The organism is Ruegeria sp. BJ6 (genome assembly GCF_056537885.1).
This window is the reverse complement of sequence record NZ_JBQFSG010000005.1, coordinates 93,458-119,293: the sequence shown is the minus strand read 5'-3', so window position 1 is coordinate 119,293 and position 25,836 is coordinate 93,458. Positions and strand designations below refer to the sequence as shown.

At 59.3% G+C, this 25,836-nt stretch carries 25 protein-coding genes; 6 read left to right on the top strand and 19 right to left on the bottom strand.

Features of this window, described 5'->3' with window-relative positions; all coding sequences use genetic code 11:
- The first annotated feature begins 24 nt into the window (after positions 1 to 24).
- On the top strand, positions 25 to 729 hold the full coding sequence (locus tag ACR0D6_RS12595) for a CDP-alcohol phosphatidyltransferase family protein (protein WP_170651377.1): 705 nt from the start codon (positions 25 to 27) through the stop codon (positions 727 to 729).
- Between the two features lie 29 nt (positions 730 to 758).
- Here ACR0D6_RS12595 and ACR0D6_RS12590 read toward each other — a convergent pair whose 3' ends face one another.
- From ACR0D6_RS12590 to ACR0D6_RS12545, 10 genes are all read right to left on the bottom strand, one after another.
- Positions 759 to 1,226, bottom strand: coding sequence for an alanine--tRNA ligase (locus ACR0D6_RS12590; RefSeq protein WP_170651376.1), 468 nt, complete (start codon positions 1,224 to 1,226; stop codon positions 759 to 761).
- A 76-nt stretch (positions 1,227 to 1,302) separates the two neighbouring features.
- Complete coding sequence (locus ACR0D6_RS12585; protein WP_480765747.1) at positions 1,303 to 1,758, bottom strand: methylated-DNA--[protein]-cysteine S-methyltransferase; 456 nt, start codon at positions 1,756 to 1,758, stop codon at positions 1,303 to 1,305.
- Between the two features lie 100 nt (positions 1,759 to 1,858).
- Complete coding sequence (gene ileS / locus ACR0D6_RS12580; protein WP_480765746.1) at positions 1,859 to 4,771, bottom strand: isoleucine--tRNA ligase; 2,913 nt, start codon at positions 4,769 to 4,771, stop codon at positions 1,859 to 1,861.
- 164 nt (positions 4,772 to 4,935) lie between these two features.
- Entirely contained in the window at positions 4,936 to 7,671 is a 2,736-nt protein-coding gene (locus ACR0D6_RS12575) for a DUF2339 domain-containing protein (RefSeq protein ID WP_480765745.1), read from the bottom strand.
- Between the two features lie 108 nt (positions 7,672 to 7,779).
- Positions 7,780 to 8,262 (bottom strand): DUF2269 family protein, encoded by a 483-nt coding sequence (locus ACR0D6_RS12570; protein WP_480765846.1) that lies wholly within the window; start codon positions 8,260 to 8,262, stop codon positions 7,780 to 7,782.
- Entirely contained in the window at positions 8,262 to 9,584 is a 1,323-nt protein-coding gene (locus ACR0D6_RS12565; RefSeq protein WP_480765744.1) for an SDR family oxidoreductase, read from the bottom strand. Before ACR0D6_RS12565 ends, ACR0D6_RS12570 begins: the two co-directional genes overlap by 1 nt.
- An 81-nt stretch (positions 9,585 to 9,665) precedes the next feature.
- Positions 9,666 to 10,376, bottom strand: coding sequence for a VIT1/CCC1 transporter family protein (locus ACR0D6_RS12560; protein ID WP_170651370.1), 711 nt, complete (start codon positions 10,374 to 10,376; stop codon positions 9,666 to 9,668).
- 61 nt (positions 10,377 to 10,437) lie between these two features.
- Entirely contained in the window at positions 10,438 to 11,430 is a 993-nt protein-coding gene (locus ACR0D6_RS12555; protein ID WP_480765743.1) for a YcjF family protein, read from the bottom strand.
- Positions 11,423 to 11,878: an N-acetyltransferase family protein gene (locus ACR0D6_RS12550; RefSeq protein WP_480765742.1), complete on the bottom strand. Its 456-nt coding sequence runs from the start codon at positions 11,876 to 11,878 to the stop codon at positions 11,423 to 11,425. The genes ACR0D6_RS12555 and ACR0D6_RS12550 overlap by 8 nt, the downstream gene beginning before the upstream one ends.
- Positions 11,875 to 13,290 (bottom strand): YcjX family GTP-binding protein, encoded by a 1,416-nt coding sequence (locus tag ACR0D6_RS12545; protein ID WP_480765845.1) that lies wholly within the window; start codon positions 13,288 to 13,290, stop codon positions 11,875 to 11,877. Before ACR0D6_RS12545 ends, ACR0D6_RS12550 begins: the two co-directional genes overlap by 4 nt.
- A 115-nt stretch (positions 13,291 to 13,405) precedes the next feature.
- Here ACR0D6_RS12545 and truA point away from each other — a divergent pair, with 115 nt between their 5' ends.
- Positions 13,406 to 14,173 carry a tRNA pseudouridine(38-40) synthase TruA gene (gene truA, locus ACR0D6_RS12540; RefSeq protein ID WP_480765741.1) on the top strand — a complete coding sequence of 256 codons (768 nt, stop codon included), beginning with the start codon at positions 13,406 to 13,408 and terminating at the stop codon, positions 14,171 to 14,173.
- An 18-nt stretch (positions 14,174 to 14,191) separates the two neighbouring features.
- Here truA and ACR0D6_RS12535 read toward each other — a convergent pair whose 3' ends face one another.
- The 4 genes from ACR0D6_RS12535 to ACR0D6_RS12520 form a co-directional block, all read right to left on the bottom strand.
- Positions 14,192 to 15,133 carry a nickel/cobalt transporter gene (locus ACR0D6_RS12535; protein ID WP_480765740.1) on the bottom strand — a complete coding sequence of 314 codons (942 nt, stop codon included), beginning with the start codon at positions 15,131 to 15,133 and terminating at the stop codon, positions 14,192 to 14,194.
- On the bottom strand, positions 15,118 to 15,720 hold the full coding sequence (locus ACR0D6_RS12530; protein ID WP_480765739.1) for a DUF1007 family protein: 603 nt from the start codon (positions 15,718 to 15,720) through the stop codon (positions 15,118 to 15,120). Before ACR0D6_RS12530 ends, ACR0D6_RS12535 begins: the two co-directional genes overlap by 16 nt.
- 119 nt (positions 15,721 to 15,839) lie before the next feature.
- Positions 15,840 to 16,643, bottom strand: a complete 804-nt coding sequence (locus tag ACR0D6_RS12525; RefSeq protein WP_480765738.1) for a thioesterase family protein — start codon at positions 16,641 to 16,643, stop codon at positions 15,840 to 15,842.
- A gap of 15 nt (positions 16,644 to 16,658) precedes the next feature.
- On the bottom strand, positions 16,659 to 17,894 hold the full coding sequence (locus ACR0D6_RS12520) for an acyl-CoA dehydrogenase family protein (protein WP_480451206.1): 1,236 nt from the start codon (positions 17,892 to 17,894) through the stop codon (positions 16,659 to 16,661).
- A 127-nt stretch (positions 17,895 to 18,021) separates the two neighbouring features.
- Here ACR0D6_RS12520 and ACR0D6_RS12515 point away from each other — a divergent pair, with 127 nt between their 5' ends.
- The gene (locus ACR0D6_RS12515) at positions 18,022 to 18,957 is read left to right on the top strand and encodes a 2-hydroxyacid dehydrogenase (protein WP_480765737.1); all 936 of its coding nucleotides are present in this window, start codon (positions 18,022 to 18,024) and stop codon (positions 18,955 to 18,957) included.
- Between the two features lie 38 nt (positions 18,958 to 18,995).
- Here the strand turns inward: ACR0D6_RS12515 and gcvH are convergent, their stop codons facing one another.
- Together gcvH and ACR0D6_RS12505 are read right to left on the bottom strand one after the other, a co-directional pair.
- Positions 18,996 to 19,355, bottom strand: a complete 360-nt coding sequence (gene gcvH / locus ACR0D6_RS12510) for a glycine cleavage system protein GcvH (protein WP_480765736.1) — start codon at positions 19,353 to 19,355, stop codon at positions 18,996 to 18,998.
- 121 nt (positions 19,356 to 19,476) lie between these two features.
- Positions 19,477 to 19,833, bottom strand: a complete 357-nt coding sequence (locus ACR0D6_RS12505; protein ID WP_480729017.1) for a hypothetical protein — start codon at positions 19,831 to 19,833, stop codon at positions 19,477 to 19,479.
- 174 nt (positions 19,834 to 20,007) lie between these two features.
- On the opposite strand from ACR0D6_RS12505, the gene ACR0D6_RS12500 reads away from it, so the two are divergent.
- The 3 genes from ACR0D6_RS12500 (at position 20,008) to ACR0D6_RS12490 (ending at position 22,313) form a co-directional block, all read left to right on the top strand.
- On the top strand, positions 20,008 to 20,841 hold the full coding sequence (locus tag ACR0D6_RS12500; RefSeq protein ID WP_480765735.1) for a bifunctional allantoicase/(S)-ureidoglycine aminohydrolase: 834 nt from the start codon (positions 20,008 to 20,010) through the stop codon (positions 20,839 to 20,841).
- A gap of 108 nt (positions 20,842 to 20,949) precedes the next feature.
- Complete coding sequence (locus tag ACR0D6_RS12495) at positions 20,950 to 21,273, top strand: hypothetical protein (protein ID WP_480451213.1); 324 nt, start codon at positions 20,950 to 20,952, stop codon at positions 21,271 to 21,273.
- A gap of 53 nt (positions 21,274 to 21,326) precedes the next feature.
- A complete protein-coding gene (locus ACR0D6_RS12490) occupies positions 21,327 to 22,313 on the top strand; it encodes a type I glyceraldehyde-3-phosphate dehydrogenase (protein WP_480765734.1) in 987 nt (328 codons plus the stop codon).
- A 58-nt stretch (positions 22,314 to 22,371) separates the two neighbouring features.
- Here the strand turns inward: ACR0D6_RS12490 and ACR0D6_RS12485 are convergent, their stop codons facing one another.
- The 3 genes from ACR0D6_RS12485 to puuE all read right to left on the bottom strand — a co-directional run bounded on the left by ACR0D6_RS12485 (position 22,372) and on the right by puuE (position 25,757).
- The gene (locus ACR0D6_RS12485) at positions 22,372 to 23,793 is read right to left on the bottom strand and encodes a nucleobase:cation symporter-2 family protein (RefSeq protein ID WP_170651357.1); all 1,422 of its coding nucleotides are present in this window, start codon (positions 23,791 to 23,793) and stop codon (positions 22,372 to 22,374) included.
- A 63-nt stretch (positions 23,794 to 23,856) separates the two neighbouring features.
- Positions 23,857 to 24,342, bottom strand: coding sequence for an ureidoglycolate lyase (locus ACR0D6_RS12480; protein ID WP_170651356.1), 486 nt, complete (start codon positions 24,340 to 24,342; stop codon positions 23,857 to 23,859).
- Positions 24,339 to 25,757: an allantoinase PuuE gene (gene puuE / locus ACR0D6_RS12475; protein WP_480765844.1), complete on the bottom strand. Its 1,419-nt coding sequence runs from the start codon at positions 25,755 to 25,757 to the stop codon at positions 24,339 to 24,341. Before puuE ends, ACR0D6_RS12480 begins: the two co-directional genes overlap by 4 nt.
- Positions 25,758 to 25,836: the final 79 nt, after the last annotated feature.

Genomic DNA, 25,836 nt, shown 5'->3' with positions numbered 1-25,836 from the left:
TTGAGCATGGTTCATGAAACGGCCATGACCTCCAGATTTAAAGCTCTCTTTGTTCACCTTTTCACTGCAACCGGTGCCGTATTTGCCATGTTGGCCATGCTGGCAGCTGTCGAAGAGAAATGGAGCCTGATGTATCTGTGGCTTGTCGTTTCCTTCATTGTGGACGGTATCGACGGCCCACTGGCCCGCCACTATCACGTCAAAAAGAACGCACCGGAATTCGATGGCGTGCTGCTGGACCTGATCATCGACTACCTGACCTATGTGTTCATCCCCGCCTTTGCCCTGTTCAAGTCAGGGTTGATGGACGGCTGGACAGGGTGGTTCGCCATCATTTTGATCACCTTCGCCAGCGCGATGTATTTCGCAGATACACGCATGAAAACAAAAGACAATTCCTTCTCCGGGTTCCCCGGGTGCTGGAATATGTTCGTTATCGTGATCTTTGCACTGGAACCGAATTTCTGGGTCATTCTGGCTTTGGTCACACTGCTGGCGGTTGCAATGTTCCTGCCGCTCAAGTTCATTCACCCGGTGCGGACGGAGCGCTGGCGCGCCCTGTCGCTGCCGATGGCTTTTGCATGGACCTTTTTCGCAGGCTGGGCGGCATGGGTCGATTTCCATCCGCAAAGCTGGGCGCATTGGGGTTTGGTAATCACCAGCCTCTATCTGGTTTCCGCAGGCATCGCACAACAGGTCATTCCGCAACGCACAGTCCCGGCCCGCTAATTCAGCGTGTTGATACGCAGGCCTAGCCGCTAAAGAACGTCTTCGACCTCGAACTCGGTGCCGTTGTGGGTGAATACATCACCCTTCTGCAGCCCGGCCATGACCAGGTAGATCGGGCTTTGGGTTGAAATACCCATATAGGTCTTGCCGTCCACTTCGAATCTGGTCGTTGAGACACAAACAACAAATCGACGATTATTGAACTTGATGACAGCGCCTGGACTTACTGTGTCGGTTAGTCCGAAATCAGTGTTTTCGATAACATCTATTTTGGCGTGATGCGCCTGTACCGGGGCGTCAAAGGCCGCCGCCAAATCAGCATTCTCGCGAGATGCGGCGATATCATCCTTGTCGTGACCTTCCCGGTCGTCCAGTTGGGATTCCTTCATGAACGCATCATAATGTGCCTGAGCCGTTGCCAATTCCTGCTCCTCAAGCGACATCAGGCGATCAATGATAGCTTTCTTTTGTCCAGCGCGATCTTGCTCGGCAGTCATGAAATGCGGTCCTTCATATTCGATCTTTTGAACAGGTTGTGTCGCAAACGGTGGGAATGCAACATGTTTCGGTCTATCAGATCAGCAAGCCCGCAGCCCGCTCGTGCTTTAGCAGCTCGACTTTGGTTTCGATCCCACCCTGCCCCGAGAACCCACCAAGCCCGTTTGCCGCCAGCACGCGGTGGCATGGAATAATGACCGGAATTGGATTTGCGCCACAGGCCTGACCAACCGGTTGTGCCGGTTGCCCCAGCTCTTTCGCGATATCCCCGTAGGTTCGGGTATGGCCAAAGGGGATTGCGTACATCAGGTCGCACACCTGACGCTGGAAATCCGAACCAGCGACCCGATAAGGCAGATCAAACTGCTCCAGCCGCCCCTCATCATACGCTTTCAGTTGCCCTGCGGCTTCTTTCAGCAAAGGGGTATCAGGTTCATCGTCCGCGCCGTTCCAGACCAAACGGACAATCGCGCCATCGGCCTCTTCGACCCCAAGACATCCAAACTGAGTTTCAACGGCGATCATAGGCATGAACGCAGGCTGGCAGATCAGCTGAAACAGTGCAAGCGGGCAAAGAAAAACCCCCGCTGCGACATGGCAACGGGGGTTTGAATCACAATGCGATTTGCGATCAGCTCAATGCTTCGTCGCAGCGACCGCAAACATCGGGGTGTGCGTGTCGGCCGACATCCGGCAGGATTTTCCAGCAACGCTGGCATTTCGCGCCTTCGGCTTTTTCAAACACAACGCCCACACCTTCGATTTCGGGAACACGGAAGGCCTCGGCCGGGGCCGGATCGCCGGTCACCGTCAGGCCCGACGTGATACACATGTCGTCCACATCAAATGTGGACAGCAGATCGCGCGTTTCCTCATCTTCGACATACACAATCGGCGCCGCCTCAAGGCTGGAACCGATCACCTTGTCCTGACGCTGAACCTCCAATGCGGCGGTTACGGCGCGGCGGACACGGCGCACCTTGGCAATACCGGCCTCAAGTTCGGTGTGACGCCAATCGGCGGGCGTATCCGGGAAATCGACCAGATGGACCGAGCTGTCATCACCCGGGAAGCGTTCCAGCCAGACCTCTTCCATGGTGAAGACCAGCACCGGGGCCAGCCATGTGGTCAGGCGATGGAACAGGATATCCAGCACAGTGCGCGCCGCACGGCGTCGCACGCTGTCGCCGTCGCAATACAAAGCGTCCTTGCGGATATCGAAGTAGAAGGACGACAGATCGACCGTGGCAAAGGTAAACACCGCACTAAACACGCCCTGAAAGTCGAACTCGGCATAGCCTTTGCGCACCTGTTCATCCAGATCGGCCAGACGGCTCAGCACCCAACGTTCCAAACGCGGCATTTCGGCCGGGTCGATTCTGTCAGCCTCAGTGAAATCGGCCAGCGAGCCCAACATGAACCGCATTGTGTTGCGCAGGCGGCGATAGCTGTCGGCGGTACCTTTCAGGATCTCCGGTCCGATCCGCTGATCGGCGGTATAGTCAGTCTGCGCCACCCACAGGCGCAGGATATCAGCGCCGTACTGTTTCACGACCTCATCCGGCACAATGGTGTTGCCCAGCGATTTGGACATCTTGTTGCCCTTCGCGTCCAGCGTAAAGCCGTGGGTCACCACATTGCGATAGGGTGCACGGCCCTTGGTGCCGCAAGCCTGCAGCATCGACGAATGGAACCACCCGCGGTGTTGGTCGGTGCCTTCCATGTAGACATCGGCGATACCGTCTTCGGTGCCGTCCTCGCGGTCGCGCAGAACGAAAGCGTGGGTCGAACCCGAGTCGAACCATACGTCCAACACATCGAACACCTGATCGTAGTCGTCGGGGTTGGCGATGCCATCCAGCACCTGAGCCTTGAAACCATCGGTGTACCAGATATCCGCACCGTCCTTTTCGAACGCGGCCTTGATGCGGGCGTTCAGGTCTGCGTTGCGCAGCAGATAATCCGCATCAGTGGGCAGAGCACCCTTTTTGGTGAAGCAGGTCAGCGGCACGCCCCACGCACGCTGGCGCGACAGAACCCAGTCCGGGCGCGCTTCGATCATGGAATACAGACGGTTACGACCGGTCTGCGGCGTCCATTTTACCAATTCGTCGATAGACCGAAGCGCACGTTCGCGGATGGTATCGCCCATCTCACCCATGCCATCGTCCAGCTTGCGATCAACGGACGCGAACCACTGCGGCGTGTTGCGATAGATGATCGGCGCTTTTGAGCGCCACGAATGCGGATAGCTGTGCTTGATCTTGCCACGCGCCAGCAGCCCGCCAACTTCGACCAGCTTGTCGATGACGGCTTTGTTCGCGTCACCTTCGCCACCCTTGCGGGACAGGATGTATTTACCGCCAAAGAACGGCAGATCGGCGCGGAAGCTGCCATCGTCCATCACGTTGTAGGTGATGACCTGCTCGAGCATGCCCAGATCGCGGTAGAGTTCGAATTCCTCCATACCGTGCGAAGGCGCACAGTGAACAAATCCAGTCCCTTCGGTGTCGGTCACGAACTCAGCCGCGCGGAAATCGCGGATGTCGTCCCACTCACCTTTGCCGCCTTCGGCCCCGGCCAGCGGGTGGGTCAGTTGAACACCTGCCAGCTCGTCCGTGGTCACATCGCGGACGCGGGTCCACTGGTCGTCGTTCAGGCGCGCGCGGCCCAGCACGTCGGCGGCCAGATTGTCAGCCAACAGAAATTTGTCGCCTACCGAGGCCCAGCATTCGTCGGGCGTACCAACGACCTCGTACAGACCGTAGGAGATATCCGTGCCATAAACGACCGCCTTGTTCGACGGCATGGTCCAAGGGGTCGTCGTCCAGATCACCACATAGGCATCATCCAGATCGCCAGCGTTCACGACTTTGAACTTCACCCAGATGGTGAAGCTTTCCTTGTCGTGGTACTCGACCTCGGCCTCGGCCAGAGCGGTCTTTTCGATGGGCGACCACATTACAGGTTTGGACCCCTGATAAAGCGTGCCGTTCATCAGGAACTTCATGAACTCGTCCGCGATCACTGCCTCGGCGTGATAGTCCATGGTGATGTAGGGGTCGGCCCAGTTGCCGGTGATGCCCAGACGCTTGAACTCTTCGCGCTGGATGTCGATCCAACCCTCGGCGAACTTGCGGCATTCCTGACGGAAATCGACGACGTTCACCTCGTCCTTGTTCTTGCCCTTCTTGCGGTACTGTTCCTCGATCTTCCATTCGATCGGCAGGCCGTGGCAGTCCCAGCCGGGCACATAGCGCGCGTCAAAGCCCATCATCTGATGGGACCGCACGATCATGTCCTTGATGGTTTTGTTCAGGGCGTGGCCGATATGCAGGTGACCGTTGGCGTATGGAGGGCCGTCATGCAGGGTAAAGGGCTTGCGGCCCTCTTTCTCGCGCAGGCGGTCATAGACCCCGATGGTCTCCCACCGCTCCAGCCAGTTGGGTTCGCGCTTGGGCAGGCCAGCGCGCATCGGGAATTCGGTTTTGGGCAGGTTCAGAGTGTCTTTGTAGTCAGGTGTTTGGGGTGTGTCGGCGCACATGGGGGGCGTCCCTTGGATGATCTGGTCGTGTATGGATCGAAGCGGTCAGTGCGAAATCTCAAGCACCTTTGCCCGGCGTCTCGCGTAGTCAGAGCGCCGGGGATATAATTCGAATAATGATGGCCAGACGGTCATGCATGGCCGCGCTTATAGGACGACCGCCCTCAATGGTCCAGAGGTTCCGCCCCCTGCGGTGATTGGCGCAATTTGGCCCACCGGTTCAGCCACGCCAGACCCGCCAGTGCGAGGCCCAGCGCAAGCAGAGAAAAGACGCGGATCAAACCGCCCAAGCCAGCGATATCGATCAGAAACACCTTGGCCACGGCCAGACCGATCACAGCCAGCCCGGCCTTACGCATCAGGTCCGACTGGCGGGCAAGCGACTGATAAAACAGAACCGCGCCAATTATCAGTAGTGCCAGCGTGTATGTATAAAGTTCGGGCTGGGTGACGCCGTTACCTTCGTACATTCCTTCTGCACCCTGCCAGACATGGCGGATCGCAAGGCCAAGCCAGAACGCCGCCAGTCCAGCGCCAGTAACGTAGCAGAGCTTTCTCAGCCAATCGGGCGTGAACGAAATCCGCCACGCGGAAAAACCGATGACCAGAGCGGGCAAAAGATAGGCCACTGCCAGCGTGTTCAGAATTGGCAGGCCAAGCACCGGTTCGGCACCCGGGCGCGTCAATGGGTTGGCGTCAACCAGCGCCTCCCCCAGCAATGCGATGCCATGGAGTGCGAAAACCCCGCCCAACAGCGCCCGGAAAATCCGCAGCTTGCCTTCGATTTCCAAACGCTGAAGCTGCGTAAACGCAAGCAACAACCAGATAACTGCTAGCAATCCCAGCCCCCAATGGCTGTCCCTTGCGCCACCTTCCCCGAAGCTTTCCAGCCAGCGCAGCAACAGCAGGGTCAGCAGGATACCTGCTGTTGACCACGCGGCACTTTCCAGCATCAGCGCCGCGACAGGGCGGGTCAAAGGTTTCAGCAACCAATAGGCAATCAGGAACCCGATCAGAGCGGCCCCATACACCAACGTCATCTCATGCACCGGAACCGTATTGGCCCAGTCGAGACCGGGGTCCAGAACCAGACGAACGCCGACCGTCACGACGCCAGCCCAGATAAACCAACTCATCGGCGGCAGGTTAAACCTGCGGTCCAGCGCAGCAGCAGCGACGATGGCCGTCACAAAGGCGATGGTCAACGCAGCTGAACTCAACACGATGACGCAGGCAAAGGTCAGGCAGGACAGGGTCGACAATGTCGCCAGCGCCGGTCGCATCCGATTATCGCCGTCCACGCGCGCAAACCGCTCGGCTATCACCACCATCAACGCACCCAATGCCACGGCGTGCAGTGCCCAAGGGTAGGCGCCGATCACGTCTGCGGGGCGCCACCCAATCTCAAGCGCGACAGCCATCACCGGCGCGAAAAGCGCCGCTGCTCCGGCCCAGATAACGGCTGTGCGCCCGGCCCGGAATGATCGCCACGCCGAAACGATCGATATCAGCCCTGCCAGTACAACCAGAATTGTTACTGACATGGGAAAATCGGCCTCGGCGGTTTCCAGATAGGTGGCGGCAAATGCCCGGCTTACTGCGCCGCCGTCCAATCCATGCACCAGAACGAACCAGATCAGACCTGCCGCCGGAAATAAGGTCGCGTCCTGCAGAGCACGCGCATCCCGTGCCCATGTCATCAGCGCCAATGTCAGGCCGGACAGCAGAATAATCGCAAGCCAGAATTCGCTGTTCTTGTCGGCCCAGTGCAACGTCAATATGGCCGAGGATGTTGCAACGGCACCAAAGGCCAACCGCGTTGGAAACTCGGGCCAGACATCGCCTTTTTTTCGAACCAGAATTTCACTGATCATCGGGCCGGAATGATCGGGCCAAAGACGGCGTACGGGGATCACGATAGCGGCCAGCGCAAGTGCTGTGGCAAACAGCAGATACGCCCATTCGGTCAGCGGCGAGGCAAGAACAAGCAACAATGCGGACGCATAAGCCCCAAGCAGCGCCAGAACCGATATCCACGCCCAGCGCCGCACGGTGTCTATGCCCAAACCCAAAACGGAGATGACAAAGAAATAACCATAAAGCCACGACGGATCGTCTGACGCGCCGCCCACCAGAAACGGCGCGGAAAAGGCGCCGATCAGCCCCACAGCAGCCAAAAGCGGACCATGAAACCAGCCCAGCACCAGACCGGCAAGGGCGATTAGGGTCAAACCAATCAGGGCCGTTTCGGGTCCGATCAGGCCATAAAGCTGCCGCGCCGCCAGAACGCCGCCAAACAACGTGACAAGGCCCGCACCCGAAAAAACCGATGGCAAATAGGCCGTGGCCGATTTTTCGTCGTCACCATATCTGCGCCGCACAAACTCGCCTGCACAAATCAAAGCAGCGCCAAAGATCAGGGCGGCGGCAACTCTGGCAGTTGGGGGCAAAAGACCGTTTTCAACGCCGTACTGGACAAGGAAAATACCCGCCAACGCCAATGACAGCGCAGAGACCGCGTAGAACCAGTTTTCGCGCAACCAAGCACCAAATGCCTCGAACCGGTCATGCCGAAAAACCACCGCCTTGGGTGTTGCCTCGTCTGATGGTTCGATCTCCGGACCCAGCGTTTCAACCTCAGCAGGTGGTCTCGGCTTTGACGCCTTTTGAGGTGCCCATGGCCCGGAAGAGGATTTTTCTTTTTCGGGTTCCGGCAATGGCGCCGTTGGGCGTTTCTCTTTCTCTGGCGGGCCGACAATTGCGGCAGCCCGCGACGCAGCGATCTGGCGCTCCAGCTCCTCCACCCGCTTGCGAAGGCGTGCCTGTCCGATCAGGAGAACAACTATGGTTACCGGAATGGCCAGAACAATCAGGCCGACAAGGACAAGCAGTGACTCCAAAACAAACCTCCGGGTGGTATCGGCACAAGGTACTCTGGCCTGCAGCCGTGTGACAATCCGGATATCCTGATGATATCAATATGTTGCTATCCTGCAGGGTATTCGATCCTAATCCAGGAAAGGTATTTCCGGGCGCGCGAGCATTAGCCAAATGATCGCCAGAACGGAAAAGAATGCCGGAAACCCGCAGGCAAACCAGATACGGAACAGGCGATAATATGCGCCCGGCAGTTCCGTCACCCCCTCTACGGCGCGCTTCGCCAGATCGCGCATTCTCAGCTGTATCCAGACCACGGGCAGCCAGAAAGCACCAGTAACGACATACAGAACCAGCGAGAGCGCGAGCCAGCCTTCGGTCAGGTTCCAGCCCAATCGCCAGGCCAAAAGAGCACCGGTAACAGGCTGCAGAACGACTGCGGCCGTTGTAAACACCAGGTCGGCCACGACCACTGTTCCGGCAGTATGGGCGATAACCCTCGCATCGTTGCTTCGATGTGCCATCAGCATGAAAAAGGCTATTCCCGCTCCGGTGCCCAAAAGCACGCAAGCACCAATCACATGCAACCAGCGCAACAGAAGGTCAGGATCGATCATCGGCTCTCCAGCATTTGACGGGCCAACAAGGACAGGACCATGGCTGGCAGAACCTTGACCAGCGGCCCCAACGGATCGGCCCACAGTTCAGGGGCAATACAAGTCGCGGCGATCAGATAGAACCCGGCGACCATTGCCTGAAAAAGACAGACACGTGCAGCCCAGGGTCGCCACAAAATAGCTAACCCCAAGGCCACGTCGACCAGCGACCAGAAGGCGACACTTGCAGCCGCCGCAGCGGCCGGCCAGCCCGATGCGGTCAATACCTCTTTGGCCGCCGAGAGGCTGATAAGGCCCACGACACCGGACAGCACCCAGAAAAGGCTGAGTACTCCGACAACGAAAGGCATGAACAGAGACATCCGTGCCGCAAGCCTGTACTCGCGACCACATGCGAAACCGGCATAGATTTCGGGCAGTGCAGACAGTCCGTGACCAGCAACCGAACGGTATGGTTCGGGGTCACCCAGAATGCCTTTTTTCATCACCTTCTGGGACGTGCTGCGCAACGGGGATCGCCAACCAAGCTTCCCCAGAAAATCAGCCGCGGCTGCAATCAGCCGAACGATCCAATGTGGCATGCTGAACGTGATACGCGCCGGTGAGAATCCAAGCCAGTTCCGGGTTTGCGCGACGACCTCTGCCAACGAGTGCGCCTTGTCTTCGACCAGATCATAAGATCCTTGCGGGAGATTATCGAACACAGCAGCAGAGATGACGTTGCAAAGATCGTTCATACCGACAGACTGAATAGGAGTATCGGCAAAGGCGAGTGGTTGAAACAGCGGGACCGCCGCGATCATTCGCAGCATCGCCGTGCCGCCATAATCGCTCTGACCGATGACAAGCCCGGGTCTCAGAACCCATAGGGAAGCGCCGCATCTGGTCAGCGCCGCGTCTCCGGCGGCTTTTGTTTGCATGAATGCCGTGTCAGCATCAGGTACGGCACCAATGGCCGATACCTGCACCACCGCAATTCCCCTATCCGTACAAGCCTGCCCCATCGCGGCAATCGACAGGTGATGCACGGCCTCAAGATTGTCCTCGGGACCGTCCTGCAAAGCTCCCGCGCAGTTCACGACGACGTCGATACCTTCAAGCGCCTCTTCCCAATCCTGTGGACGGGTAAGAGACCTCAAATCCCCCTGAACTACATCTACCCCCGGCAGGACCCTTGCACCTGTCCGCACATTTCGCACCATGCCCCTGACGGCATGGCCATTCCCCTGCAGAGTTCGAACGACCGCGCTTCCGATGAACCCGTAAGCCCCCAGAACCAGTACATGCCTTTTGATCAATGTATCGTCCAAGATGCGCATCCATTTTCCTGCTCGCGCATCATTAGACCTCGAACCGATACTTACCAGAGCATAGCTTACCCCTGCGACATCAATACCTTGTCAGGGATGAAACAGCGTTCCAACCAGATAGGCGATGGATGCCGCAAACCCGCCGATCAGGAACGTTTCAAACCCCGATCGCCACCACGGCGCTAGCGACCAGCGGCTTTTGAAGGCGCCGATGGCAAAGAAAACGCCCATCGTCGTCCATGCCGACAGCGCAAAGGCCTGCTCCATACCAAGAAGAAACGGCAGCAATGGGATCATCCCTGCGACTAGGAATGCCAGAAATGTGGCCAGCGCAGCCTTGATAGGATGCGGATCCACACTGCCCAGCCCGTATTCCCCTTCGATCATGAGGCTGATCCAGTTCTCGCGATCCCTGGTTATCGCGGTTGTCGCATCCTCCAGCACCGGTCCTGAAAGACCCTTTTGGGCCAGAATCTCGCGTACCTCATTACGCTCGCCTTCGGGGTAGAGTGAGATGTGGCGTTCTTCAATCGCCCGGATACGGCGAATATTGTCCAGTTCGGCCTTGGTGCCCGAATAGTTTCCCGCCGCCATGGAAAACCCGTCGGCCAGAACATTTGCCAGACCAAGCGCGACAATGACAAACGGCGATAGCCCTGCCCCCGCAACCCCTGCGACAATGGCAAAGGTGGTCACCGATCCGTCAATGCCACCATAAACCACGTCTCGCAGTACCCCTCGCCCCGGCGGAGCGTTGATCCTGTCTGAAATCTCCTGCTGGCTGTGCCCGTGGTCGGTCATGGCTGGCTCCCCCTGTTCCCGTCAATATCGGGTATGGGCGGGCCTTTGGCGTTGCGTCAGATCAATCCTTGCTGAAAAGCCCGCTTAGCGCACGTTTTACCATACCCCGCGTCGATGGCTTGTGTCGTGCCGAGAATGGCATCGGACGGCATACTTCCATCGCAGCAACACCAACGCGGGCACTGAGGGCGCCGTTCACCAGACCTTCACCAAACCTGCGTGACAACTTGCTGAGGATGGATCCCCCCAACACAGGCTCAAGCAGATCATCTCCCACCGCCACGGCGCCGGTTGCCACAAGATGAACAAAGACCGCACGGGTCAGACGCCAGCTGCCTAGGAACCCGGCACGCCCGCCATAAATTTCAGCGATCCGCCGTATCATCCTGAGCGACGCGGCCAGCGCGGTGACCACATCCGCCAGAGCCAATGGAACTAACGCCGTCACCGTTGCAACCTGCCGTGCCGCAGCCTCAACCTCGCGGCTGGCGGCGGCATCAAGGGGGGCGAGCAGTTCGTCCTCGGCCAGAGACAACAGCGAAGTAGCGTCAAACTGCTCCGACGCACGCTCAGCCAGCCGCTCCCGGCCCCAACGTGTTTCCTCACGTCCCTTGTAGAAAGCGATCAGGCGGCTGGTTACATCCCGCGCCTGCGCCAGATCTTCTTCGGCCAGCGCTGCGTCCGCCGCCCGGCGCAGGCCATCCACACGCGACAGCCGACCAATGGCCGCCAGTTCCCGGATGGCGACAATCAGGGCAACCAGGACAAAAGCCGCGATTAACCCGGTAACGGCCCAACCCAATATCGGTGCGCGCAACAACAATGATGTCGCAAAATCCCATGCGGCAACGGAAACCACCGCTCCAACCACCGCCAAGGCCAGCCCCCAGAACCATCTGGACAGTGCCGATGGCTTGCGGGCTGCAAACCGGGCCGCGGCCTGCATCGCCTCACCTCTTGGTGGCGCGACATCAGGCACCGGGGGTGCTTCGGACACGTCCTGAACAGGCGTTGCGTCGTCTTCAAGATCGATCAGAACGGGGCCCTTAGCCATTTGCGATCCTCTCAAGCCGCCAGACATATTTTATGTCAGGCAGGCATTCATCGTTGTCCGAACCATCTCTGCGCGCAGCCTCGACAAATCCATTGCGCTCGTAAAACCGGCGCGCGCCAAGATTGGCCTCAAATGCAAAGAGAGAAAGGTTTGGGCTTTGCGATTTCGCCCGCTCCAGCAACTGCTGTCCTATCCCCTTCCCCCGCGCAGAGGGCCTAAGGTAGAGCGAGTGAATTTCGTCCCTGTCCATCGCCAGAAATCCCGCAATTCCCCCACCTGTTTCAGCCACCGTGACCCAGCCCCGGTCAATCATCGTACCGCAAAAGGAAATCGTCTCGGCCAGCGAATGGAGTTCGGGCATCCACGCATTCTCGCGGGCGAAGCCATGCAGGATGTCTCCGGTCTGACCCGCATCCAGACTGCGCGCAGGGCGAAGGGTGACGGTCATAAGCGGTCTCCGATCAGAAACTGGGCCGAACGGTCCAGACGGATATGGGGCGGTCCGTCTCCGGGTCGCAGAGTCAGCGGCGCAGGTGCAAAATCCATGAACCCATAATCCTCACCCAGCCATGTCTCGGCTCCGTCGCGTGCGGGGGACAGCAAATGCGCGGGATCTTCGGGCAGGTCTCCGGGATAAAAGGCGGCCTGTTTGCCGGTTTCCAGCAGGGTTCCCCGCACACAAGGTAACTCGGCGCCGTTATGGGCGCGCATCTCTTCGGTCGTCGCCCGCAGCGACGCCAATGACAGGGCGGATGTTTCGGCCCCTGCAAAATTCGCCCGGTCTCGTGCCTCGCGCGTCAATGCCTCCATGATCGCGGTCAGGCGCGCATGTTGCAGATGGTGCAGATGATCGGCCTTGGTGGCGGCGAACAGGATGCGTTCAACCCTTTTCCCCAGCAAAAGTTGGCTGAGCCATGCGTTGCGCCCGGGGCGAAAGGCAGACAAGATATCGGCCATCGCGCGTCGCATATCCTCGACCGCCTGCGGCCCCTTGTGGATCGCACCCAGCGCATCCACCAGAACAACCTGCCGGTCAATACGGGCGAAATGATCACGGAAGAAGGGCTTGACGACCTGCGCCTTGTAGGCCTCGTAACGGCGCTCCATTTCCCGGTGCAGGGTCCGGCGCCGCGCGGGACCACTAACCGGCAGCGGCGCGAATGTCAGAACCGGTGAACCTGCCAGATCACCCGGCAGCAAGAACCGGCCGGGAGTACAATCGTAAAATCCAGCTTCGCGTGCAGAATTCAGATAGGCGGTGAATGTCCGCGCCAGCCCTTGCGCGGTGGTTTCGTCGTGCGACCCTGCCGGATCGGCTTTGCCCGCCTCAGCCAGATATTCGCTGGCCTCAGCGCGTGGCCTGATGCGGGACAGCGTTTCCTGAGCCCATTCCGCGTAGGATTTGTCCAGCAGGGCCAGATCCAGCAGCCATTCACCGGGGTAATCCACGATATCCAGATGAACCGTACGTGGTCCCTGCAGGCCCGAGAGCAAACCCGCCGGCTGCACCCTGAGCGACAGGCGCAACTCTGATACCGCGCGCGTACTGTCAGGCCAGTGCGGCGACGGCCCCGTTAACGCGCCAAGATGAGCCTCATAGTCAAAACGTGGCACAGTATCGTCAGGCTGAGGCTGCAGATAGGCGGCTACGATCCGCCCCTCCTGTTGCGCGACAAGGCCGGGCATGCGTCCGCGATCCAGCAGATTGGCCACCAGCGATGTGATGAATACTGTCTTGCCGGATCGCGCCAAACCAGTGACGCCCAACCGGATCACCGGCTCGAAAAACGTCTCGGACACCCGGTCGCCCACGGTTTCGACGCCGCGCACAAGACTGTCTGCCAGTGAAGAGATGACCAAACTGCCGCCCCGCTTTTTTCGTTTCAACCAAGATAGGTAGCACGAGCCCGCGTTGCCAGAGCTTTTGGCGCAACCCGGCCTTGCCCGTTGGCGCGGCGCAGGATACCAGCACGCCATGCCAAGATTTGCTTTGAAAGTCGAATATCAGGGGGAACCGTTCGCCGGGTGGCAGCGGCAAAAGGAACTGCCGTCGGTGCAGGGTGCAATCGAACAGGCACTGTCCCGGATCGAACCGGGGTCACACACCATAGCGGCGGCGGGGCGCACGGACGCCGGTGTTCACGCGTTGGGACAGGTGGCGCATTGCGACCTGACCAAGGACTGGGACCCGTTTCGTTTGTCAGAGGCGCTGAACTATCACCTCAAACCGCAGCCGGTGGCGATCCTCAAGGCGGCGCGGGTCGATGACGACTGGCACGCGCGGTTTTCAGCACTTGAGCGGCAATATCTGTTCCGGATCCTGATCCGCCGCGCACCCGCGACGCATGACAAGGGGCAGGTCTGGCAGGTCAGCCACCCACTGGACGCTGACGCGATGCAGGCCGGGGCCGATATGCTGATCGGACGTCACGATTTCACGACCTTCCGGTCATCAATCTGTCAGGCGGCCAGCCCGGTAAAGACTCTGGACGAATTGCGGGTCGAGCAGGTCAACGGGTTCTCCGGCCCCGAGGTGCATTTTCACGTGCGTGCCCGGTCGTTCCTGCACAATCAGGTGCGCAGTTTCGTCGGTACGCTGGAGCGTGTCGGCGCGGGCGCGTGGTCACCCGAAGATGTCCGCGACGCGCTTGAAGCTGCTGACCGCGCCGCCTGCGGGCCGGTCTGCCCACCGCAGGGGCTGTATCTGGCGCGCGTAGGATATCCGGAACCGGTATTCGACTGACCTGCAGCGTTCTGCAATTCAGATTGCGCGCAACAGCAAACCCGTCGCGACGACAACAATTAACAACCCGGCCACAAGTTCAATCGTCGGGGCCAGCACCGCCGCAAAACGTGTCGTCGCGGCCGAGGTCAGCAGCCCCCCGCGCAACCCGAAAGAAGCCCAGCCGACCAATGTCGTGACAGTTGCGGTCCCCAGCGCCATCGCAAACGCCCCGGCAATTCCAAGCATTGCGATACCCATTTGCCAGGTAAGGATCAGCAGGAATAATGCGCCCGTACATGGGCGCGCGGCAATCCCGGCGATCAGAACCAGCGCCTCACGCACGGTACCCACCTGTGCGACTTCTTCCGGGCTTGGCCCATGCTTGTGACCGCAGTCAGAGCACGTGCCTTCACCGTGATGATGGTGTTCACCGTGATGATGATGATGCACGTGCTGAGACGGCTCATTTTGCCGCTGGCTGCGATGACGCCGAAAAAAGGTTCTGGTGGCGCGTACAACCAACCATAAACCGATGACTGCAATCGCAGCATAACTGACCGGCGCCATGATCTGTTCCGTCGTCCCGACAAGGCTTTCACGGGACATCTGGAACACCAGAACACCGGCATAGACCAGCACGATGGCAGTCACTGCCTGACCAAGGCTGGACAGCACGCTGATCGCCGACAAACGCAGGAACGCGACCTGCCGCCCCAGCCCGTATCCGCCGATCAGCACCTTGCCATGACCGGGTCCGACAGCGTGAAAGAACCCGTAGGCAAAACAGACGGTCAGCAAGGTTGCAACCGCTTCGGGTTGTTGCGCGCGCGTGGCTCTCAGGGCCAGTGCGATCTGGTTTTGAAACGCGCGCTGTTCACCCGCAGCCCAGGCGGCCAGATGGTCAAACCCGCCGCTGCCCCAGAACCAGAGCAACAATCCGCAGGCGACAGCAACAGGAACGATCAGGTAGCGGGACATGACAGACGAATTTCAGCTGCAAATTCGGCCCCAATTAGGGGGATATCATTTTCCTCAAGATCGTAATTCGCGTCGAGCGTTTTCAGGAATGCCTGCATCTGCGCCAGTTGCCCATCAATGTCCGGATCTTTTTTCTCGATCTTACAAGTGTCATGTCCGGTCACGATGACCGGGCGCGTGATCTCGTATGCGGTGTAATAGGTCTCGTCATAGGCTTTGATCGACAGCGCGTTGGCTGCAACCGGGCTGCCCTCAATCCTCCGCAGATGGGACGTGACGATGCGCCCATCTTCCATTACCGCCGTTGGCTCGTTCGGGCCTGACAAAGGAACGGTTGCGTCACCGTTCATGATCACTAGATCGCCGTTATATCCTTCGACCCATTGCGCATCGAAACCGGCAAGCATGTCCGTTTCCTCGGCTGTCAGAACGCCGTCGGCATCCGGGTCCAGCCCCATATCTTCGAGCACCAACAGCGAATAAAACGCATCATAGGCCCATGTAACGCGGACATGTGTCAATTGCCCTGCCTCGTCGACAACGAACTCCAGTCCGGTGTCGATGAAAACATGGGGGTGCGCAGTCACCGTTACAGGCAACAAACACGTCAGACATGTGGCCAGCCATCGCATAGGCGCAAGTTAGTGCAGGTCACCCCGCTGGGCAATCCGATTGGCAGGCAGGCGCGAAATCCGGCCAAAGGCGACTACTTCGGCGGAAACAGAACCAGCGTTTGCAATGCCGTGCCAACCGGACCTTCGGTATCATAGAGAACCGATTGCGACATACCGATCCCTGTTGAATGCCAATGGGATACCGACTCCGAAGCAAGCCAGTCCGAAACGGGTTCTCTGTGGATATGAACCGTCAGATCCGTGTTCATGAACCCCATTTCCGTTGGCGGTGCATTCCACGAGATTCCATTCCCGCAATCGGCAAGCGGGCAAAGAGACTGGATTGGCGACTGATCCTCACCATCAAGCAGCGGCGGTGCACGCATCCAGATTGTCTTTGGCCCGGGGCCCTGATTTTCACCTTCGGGATAGGCCACATCCACGAAATGCGCAAAGCCGGGCAGATCGTGCCGCATCTGACGAATTGGAAATGGCCCGACGCCCGCATTGCCGAAATCGGGGCCTTGGGTATCCGGCGTAGGGACCTGACCCAGCTCCTTGCGGATCAGATGCATCGTTGTTGCCGTCGCGCACAGTGTGTCGTCAAGGTCATGCACGGTGACCCGCGTCATCGCCAGCGTCTTGGTATGGCGCACGGTTTCAGCGGCCACTCTTAAACCCGCCAGAGGCAGCGGGCGCAACAGATCGACGGTCAGGCGCGTCAGCATCTTGCCTTCGCCGACCTCAATTTCAGCCGCGCGCGCAATCAGTCCCGTGACGGGGCCCGCATGGCAGTGATCACCCGACCACGGCCCCCGAACCGGGTCGTTTCCTATGAACGCCCCATCTGGGCCGATATGGAAATAGGATTGGACGGCCGGCTCAGGTTGCATCATGCCGCGCTCTCCGGTTCAGACCTTTTCCTGCGTGTATTTCCGCAACTCGGTGCGTGCGACCTGACGGCGATGCACCGCGTCCGGACCATCGGCCAGCCGCAGGGTACGCACATGCGTCCACGCGGTCGCCAGCGGCGTATCCTGACTGATCCCCTGCCCGCCATACATCTGCACCGCCTCGTCGATCACTTTCAGCGCCACCCGCGGAGCGACAACTTTGATTTGGCTGATCCACGGCGCTGCGGCCCGGGCGTCACCCTGATCCATGTACCACGCCGCCTTGAGACACAGCAGGCGCGCCATCTCTATCTCCATCCGGCATTCAGCGATGATGTCGTAATTTGCGCCAAGCTGGGCAAGCCGCTTTCCAAATGCCTCACGCTGCATCGAGCGTTTGCACATACGCTCCAGCGCGATCTCAGCCTGACCGATTGCACGCATACAATGATGGATGCGCCCCGGCCCTAGGCGGCCCTGGGCAATCTCGAACCCGCGTCCTTCGCCCAGCAGGATGTTTTCCGCCGGAACCCGTACATCCGTAAACCGGATGTGCATATGGCCGTGCGGCGCGTCGTCGTGGCCATAGACCTGCATCGGGCGCAGAATCTCGATACCCGGCGTGCCGGCGGGAACCACGATCATCGACTGGCGCTTGTGCACCGGCAATTCCTCACCACCGGTCCGAACCATGACGATATAGACCTTGCAGCGCGGGTCCCCTGCCCCTGACGCCCACCATTTCTCGCCGTTCAGAACATAGTCGTCGCCATCGCGGACGCAGGACATCGAAATATTCGTCGCGTCCGAAGAGGCGACATCCGGTTCGGTCATCAGATAGGCCGAACGAATTTCACCTTCGAGCAGCGGCTTCAGCCAGTCGGCCTTCATCTTGTCCGAACCGTAGCGCTCGAACACTTCCATATTCCCGGTGTCCGGAGCCGAACAATTAAAAACTTCGGCCCCAAGTGGGGTCTTTCCCATTTCCTCGGCAAAATAGGCATATTCGACGGTTGTCAGACCAAAGCCCTTGTCGCTGTCGGTCAGCCAGAAATTCCACAGCCCGGCAGCTTTGGCCTTGGCCTTGAGCCCTTCCAGTATCTCGGCCTGCCGTTCGGTGTATTGCCAGCGGTCGCCATTGCCGATCTCGGCCTGGTACTCTTCCTCCAGCGGCATGACCTCGTCCCGTATCATATCCGTGACACGTTGCAGAAGCTCTCGGTTTTCGTCCCGCATTCCAAAAGTCATATTCATCAAATCAACTCCTCTGACCGGCAGACCGGTCTTTACCTTTGCCCCGAAGATGACTTAGCTGCGGTGGCAAAGTCCAGTTGCGTGACGGGACGTAACACCAAAGATATTCAGGGGAGAGAGCACGCTGATGGCACTACTGGTCGAAACAGGTCTGTCCGGATGGATGAGCGATGCGCAAATCGCCGGGGAAATCGCTGATCTGCTACCGGGGGCGGATATCCGCACGCCGCAAACGGTTGGAAATTCGGCAGAGATCACAATGATCGCCGTCGTGGGCCTGCAGGACGACCACCCGGCACGCCTGCCCAATCTGCAACTGGTGCAAAAGCTGGGCGCGGGTGTGGAAACCATTGTTGGCCACCCGGCTTTGCCCGAACATGTCCGTATCACGCGGCTGAAACCGGACGCACCTGCACAGGGCATCGCCGAGTGGTTTCTGGCCTATATCCTGCGCACCCAGCGCAACATGGTTTTTCATGATGCCGAACAGGACAAAAGTGCATGGACGCCTCTGGCCCCAAAATCCGCATCGGACACAGTCGTCGGTGTTCTGGGCCTTGGACATATCGGCAGCCGCACGGCAGGAATGATGCGCGATGTCGGGTTTCAGGTCAAAGGTTGGAGCCGCTCTCCCAAGGAATTTTCAGGCGTCGATTGCCGCCACGGTGCTGAAGCGCTGCCGGAACTGCTGGGCGATTGCGATCATGTTTGTGCGATCCTGCCTTCCACTCCGGATACAATCGGCCTGTTCAATGCGGATCTTCTGGCGGCCATGAAACCGGGCAGCCAGTTGTTGAATGCCGGGCGTGGTGATCTGGTTGACGAAACGGCGCTATTGGCGGCGCTGGATCGGGGCACACCGGGACATGCCGTTCTGGATGTAGTCCATCAGGAACCGCTACCTGCGGACAGCCCGCTCTGGCAGCATCCCGGCGTAACCATCACGCCGCACGTGTCAGGCTGGCATCTGGGTGATGCGATCAGGGATGTGGCCGAGAACTTTCGGCGGCTGAGCGCGGGCGAATCCCTGCTGCACGAAGTCGACAGGCAGCGCGGGTACTGATTGCAGTGGCGGGCCGGTCCCGCCACATGCTTTGGAGGTCAGCCGATAAAGTCGTTGTACCCGGCCTCATCCATATAGTCGTCCATCTGCGACAGGTCCGTGGCCTTAACCTTGAAGAACCACCCGTCGCCGGTCGGGTCTTCGTTGACCAGCCCGGGATTGTCGGCCAGCACCTCGTTCACCTCGATGACCTCACCGTCCAGCGGTGCCAGAATGTCCGACGCGGCCTTGACCGACTCGATCACGACGATCTCGTCATCCTTGCCGACTTCGGTGCCCGTTTCGGGCAATTCGACAAAAACGATCTCACCCAGCTGTTCGGCGGCATGGGCGGTAATGCCAACCGTCACCACATCCCCGTCAGCCATCAGCCATTCATGTTCTTCGGTAAACTTCATATCCCTGTTTCCCTTAAGTGCGTTTTCGATATTTCATACCCGCGCACCGTGTGAATTCAACATTTTCCACGACAGGCCAGAGATTCTCTGCCGACCCGGCAACAACCGCTCTGAAACAGGGTCAGGGCGTCAAAATCCAATTCCCGTTCGCATCACGGCATCTGCGGGTGCGAATCTCGCGCGCTGTATCCTCTCCAGCAGGCTGAACGAAGTTCTGCAGGTGAACGCAATTGTCGCGCACGTCCCGAACGCGGACGGTCCCTTTTGATCCCGTATCCTCATTCACCCACGATCTTTCCTTGCCGACACTGGGTGTGCCGCTCTTTAGCAGCGCATTCGAGGTGGCATTCAGCACCTCGAAATCCGCAGGGCTCAGCCCCATCTCGGCGATGATGCGAGAGATTGACTTGGCTTGTGCCATTGGCGCCGCTGCCAACAATGCCAGCGCGACCAAAACTGTAGTAATCCGGGCTTTCATGTTTGCCTCACGAAAATGAATTCCATTTGGCCTCAAGGATATACGCCTGACAGAGTCGGGCCAAGACCCGGCTTTGAATCTTCAAATAATTCCGAACAAACCTATCGCGATGGCGCAGCTAGGACCGGCGCCGCGTTCTGCCCATATTGCAGGCGAAACGAACAGGGGCTTACGATGGCAAAACCGACCTATTACGCGTCCATGGGCGGACATCCCGGACAGGAACAACTTTTGACCGACCGTGCCATGTTCACGGATGCCTATGCCGTGATCCCCAAGGGCACCATGCGCGACATCGTCACCAGCTTTCTGCCCTTCTGGGAGGGCACGCGTCTTTGGGTTCTGTCTCGCCCCCTGAGCGGATTTGCCGAGACGTTCTCGCAATACATAATGGAGGTGCAGCCCGGAGGCGGCAGCGATAAACCCGAAACCGATCCGCAGGCACAAGGGGTGATTTTCGTCGTTGAGGGCACTGTGGTGCTGACGCTGGATGGCGAAACTCATGAATTGGAAACCGGCGGCTATGCCTATATCCCGCCGGGCAGAGATTGGACGCTGCATAACCGTGCCGGGACCGTTGCCCGGTTCCATTGGGTCCGTAAAGCCTATGAGGCTGTTTCCGGCCTGCCCACCCCCGACCCGATCATCACCAACGAAAATGACATTGCGCCCATCCCGATGCCGGGGACCGAAGGGCGCTGGGCCACAACCCGTTTTGCCGACCCACAGGACCTGCGTCACGACATGCACGTCAATATCGTCACCTTCGAACCGGGCGGCGTGATCCCGTTTGCCGAAACACATGTGATGGAACACGGCCTTTACGTGCTGGAAGGCAAGGCGGTCTACCGGCTTAACCAGGATTGGGTTGAGGTCGAGGCAGGCGATTACATGTGGCTGCGCGCCTTTTGCCCGCAGGCCTGTTATGCAGGTGGCCCGGAGCGGTTCCGTTATCTGCTCTACAAGGATGTGAACCGTCACATGCCGCTGTCGCTGTCGCGTCGCTGACTTGTAAATGCCCCACATCCCAAGGGTTTTTTCCCGGCAGGGCTTCACAGAGGCGGGGAAATTTGCTCAAATCGGACAAGGGTATTGATAAGCTTTGGAGATTGTTCGATGAAACTGCGCAACACGATGGTGGCGCTGGCCGCCCTGCTTTCCTTTGCAGCGATCGACACGGCTCCGGTTGCGGCAAAGGAAGAAACCAAATCCGTCTTCGTTATGAGCCGGACCTGGGCGATAACACAGGTATCGGATGAGCCTGTGATCTATCGGGCCACACGCGACAACAACAACCTTAACCCCTTTGGGCCGCCGCCACGCCTGCGCACCATTCAGGCCATTGCCGCGATTCAGCAGGCAACCGGGTGCAAACCGATCGTGGCCAGCATGTATCAGAACATCTCGGGCCAGTTCTTTTCGCAGGTCAGCTGCAACTGACGATGATCAGAACGGGCATTGAGGTCGCCCCTTTGCCCTGACATAGCTTGCGCATGAAACTCGCGATCAACGGATTCGGCCGCATTGGCCGCACGATCCTGCGGCAGGTCCTCGCCCTGCCGCAGGGATCGGGAATCGAGCTGGTGCTGATCAATGACATCGCGCCGCTGGAAACCTGCGCCTACCTATTCAAATACGACAGCACCTTTGGCCCCTATCCCGGTACCGTGCTTGAGGGAGAGGAAGCACTGATCGTGGATGGGCACAGCGTTCCGATGACCCACAGCGCCGATCTGGCGCGGGTCGATCTGTCGGGTGTCGATGTCCTGCTGGACTGCACCGGCATCGCACGCACCTCGGACGTTGCCAGCCGTGGCCTGACGGCTGGCGCGGGCAAGGTTCTGATCTCAGGTCCTTCGCCTGCGGCAGAGGTGACTGTGGTTCTGGACGCCAACGAGGATCAGCTCGGCAATGCAAGGATCGTCTCGAACGCGTCCTGCACAACCAACGGACTGGCCCCACTGGCCAGAGTTCTGGACGAGATTGGCGGCATAGCCTCGGCCCATATGACCACCATCCACTGCTACACCAACAGCCAACCAATGGTCGACGCCCCGCGCGGCGATCTGGCCCGCTCGCGCGCTGGTGCGCTTTCAATGGTTCCAACAACGTCAAGCGCCACGCATCTGATCGATGTGGTGCTGCCGAACCTTGCGGGGCGCATCTCTGGTGCAGCCGTCCGCGTACCGACTGCCAGCGTGTCTGCCGTGGACCTTGTGGTGCAACTGGAGCGTGGATTTGAGGCTGAGGATTTTGAAAAGGCCCTGCGTGGTGCCGTTGCATCCTCGCCAGTGCTGGGCTGGACCGACTTGCCGCTGGTATCTTCCGATCTGCGCACGCGGTCCGAATCCCTGATCATCGCTGGCCCCGAAACACGAATGATCGGAGGAAATCAGGCGCGGGTTTTTGGCTGGTACGACAACGAGTGGGGATTTTCCGCCCGAATGCTGGACGTCGCCCGGATCATGGCCGAAGGCTGATCCGGCCCGTTCGCAGCGCGCAGGTCGACCCCGCGCGCTGCCTGTTCAGGATCACAGGTCAGTGCAGGCTGCCGGAACCATGGCCCGCCATACCGCCCGAGACTTCTTCGGTTGCTTCGTCCGCCAGTTCTTCCGGCAGAAGAAGGTTCAGCAGAATAGCAATCAGGGCTGCCGGTAACAGGCCGCTTGTCATCAGAATACGCGCCGTATCCGGCAGATGCTGGACTGCTCCGGGCTCTAGCTGCAGGCCAAGACCTATGGACAGTGAAATCGCAAAGATCACCATGTTGCGCCGGTTCCAGTTTACATCTGACAGCATCGAGATACCTGCCGCGACGACCATACCGAACATGACAATCACACCGCCGCCCAGCACTTCAATCGGAACGGTTCGGATGATCGCACCCACCTTGGGCACAAGGCCGCACAGGATCAGGAACAAGGCGCCGCAAGTCACAACATGGCGGCTCATGACGCCGGTCATTGCGATCAGGCCGACATTCTGACTGAACGACGTGTTGGGAAAACCACCAAAGATACCGGCAACGGCCGAGCCCAGACCGTCCGCGTAAGTGGCCCCGGCGATCTCGTCGTCAGTCGCTTCGCGCCCTGCACCACCCTTGGTGATGCCCGATACGTCGCCGACGGTTTCAACCGCCGAGACGAGTCCCATCAGGCAAAAGCCGATGATCGCAGCGGCCGAGAACTCAAACCCGTATTTGAACGGCACGGGCAAGGCGAAAGTGGACGCGCGGCTCCAGCTGTTGCCGATTGCCTCGAATGTGACCATTCCGGCCATCAGCGCATAGACGTACCCGACCGCAAGCCCGATCAGCACTGCAGAAATCGACAGCATGCCCCGCGTGAAAAACTTCAGCGCCAGCGTGACAACAACCACAACCAAAGCCGCCGACCAGTTCAGAAGCGAGCCATATTCAGGCGTGCCAATGGCCGGGACACCACCCGCCGCGTATTGAATGCCCACTTTGACCAGCGCCAGACCGATCATGGTCACGACAAGGCCGGTGACAAGCGGCGGCAGGGCAAAGCGAATCTTACCGATAACGAGGCCCAGACAGGCGTGGAACAAACCACCGATGATGACACCGCCAAACAGCGCCCCCAGGGCATCGACGCCTTTCCCGGCAACCAGCGGAATCATGATCGGCAGAAAGGCAAAACTGGTTCCCTGCACGATGGGCAGGGCCGCACCAACGGGGCCAATCGTGATGGTCTGCAGCAAGGTCGCGACCCCTGCAAACAGCATCGACATCTGGATCAGGTACAGCAATTGCGGAAAATCGGGTGAGTTCGATCCAAACCCGAACCCGGCCGCCCCTGCGACGATGATCGCGGGCGTGACGTTGGATACGAACATCGCCAGAACGTGTTGAATGCCCAGCGGTATCGCCTTGTGCAATGCCGGTGTATAGTTCGGATCCCGGAGCTGTTCCGGCGTTCCTATCGAAGTTTCGGCCATGAGTTACTGTCCTCCCTGTCAGTTTTCATGGGGGTCTTGCCGCTTATTCCGCGGCTTCGCTGGTCACTCCTCCACCAGATACGGTGCGTCGAACCAGTATTCTTGAAGATTGCTTCCCGCACCGATCCGGTCGACGACAGCAAACAGACCGGGCCCGGACAGAGGCGTCAGCACACCGTGCCATGTACCCCTGTGATAATTCACGGCCTGGCCCGGTTGCGTCACGAAAGCGCGCGGGCGGGCGGGCGTTCCGTCCTTGTCCGCAGCAACAATGACCAGAAACGGTTGGTGCGTCATGGGAATGAACGCCTGACTTCCCTCCGGATGACGCTCAACCATATTCAATTGATAGGGTAAGGTGCGCGGGTTTGCGTCAAACAGGCTGATCCCTGCACGGCCGTCTGCAAAATCCAGCTGCGCGCGGTCGTGATACCTGCCGCACTGACCCTGATTGATGATCTTGTCCGGCTCACCCGCCACATCAATCAGATCACCGAAGGGCGCGAACGCTTCTGCCGAGATCGGCTCGATTGTTATCCGCGCGCTCATGAGGGCAGCAGGTCCCGCAGCCGGAATTCGGCAATCCGTTCCACCTGTCGGCAGGCTTCTGAGAATTCAGTATCCCTGTCCTGATCAATCCGGCGTTTGAAAGCGTCCAGAATGGACGCCTTGTCGTGGTCACGCACCGCGATGATGAAGGGAAACCCGAACGTGTCGACATACCGCTGGTTCAGATCGGTGAATGTCACCCGTTCCTCATCGGTCAGTGCGTCCAACCCAGCCGAGGCCTGCTCGGACGTGCTTTCCTGCGTCAACCGTTTCGCCTGCGCCAGTTTGCCCGCCAGATCGGGGTGGGCCGTCAAAACGCCCAGACGCTCTGCCTCGGATGCAGACCGGAACATGCGCGCCAGTGCGTTGTGCACCCCTCCGGCGGTGTCGTGCGCGGGGCCGAGTTCCAGATCAAACGCCCGCTCGGCGATCCAGGCGGAATGTTCAAAGACGCCGCCATAGGCCGCAACAAACTCCTCGCGCGTCATCTGTGACGGGCGCGGTCGCGCGACGGGGGGATGCGTTGCCGCCCAGTGTTCGGCAACCTGCAGACGGGTCGCGAACCAGACATCCTGAAAGCTGCTGACGTAATCCAGAAAACGCCGCAGAGCCATGACCCGGCCGGGGCGTCCGATCAGACGGCAATGCAGCCCAATGGACAGCATTTTGGGCGATCCCGCTTCACCTTCGGCATAAAGCGCATCGAAACTGTCCTTGAGGTAGGACAGGAATTGGTCGCCGGAATTGAACCCCTGCGGCGTCGCAAAGCGCATGTCGTTGCAGTCCAGCGTATAGGGTACAATCAGCTGATCCCGATCGCTCACGTTCATCCAGTAAGGCAGATCGTCGGCATAGGTATCGGCCACATAATCAAATCCGCCCTCTTCTGCCGCCAGCCGAACCGTGTTGACCGAACAGCGGCCCGTGTACCAGCCGCGGGGACGCTCACCCACCACCTCTGTATGCAGGCGAACGGCCTCATTCATCTGGGCGCGCTCGTCCTCCTCGGTCATGTCCTTGTGTTCAATCCACTTCAGCCCGTGGCTGGCAATTTCCCAACCCGCAGATTTCATCGCCGCCACGTGATCCGGCGAACGTGCAAGGGCCGAGGCCACACCATACACGGTGATCGGAAAATCCTTGAGCAGACGATGCAACCGCCAGAAACCGGCCCGCGCGCCGTATTCATAGATCGATTCCATGTTCCAGTGCCGCTGCCCCGGCCATTGCGCGGCCCCCACGATCTCGGACAGGAACGCCTCGGACGCGGCATCCCCGTGCAGCACGCAGTTCTCACCGCCTTCCTCGTAGTTCAGTACAATCTGCACTGCTATTTTGGCGCCATCCGGCCAGCTCGCATCGGGCGGATTGGCTCCGTAACCGATCATGTCACGGGAATAGCGGGGTGGCTGCATTACGTCATCCGTTGTCAAAGTCATCACTCAAGAATTCTATATCTCAGAAAAATGTATCTGATTATCAAATCAAACCGAA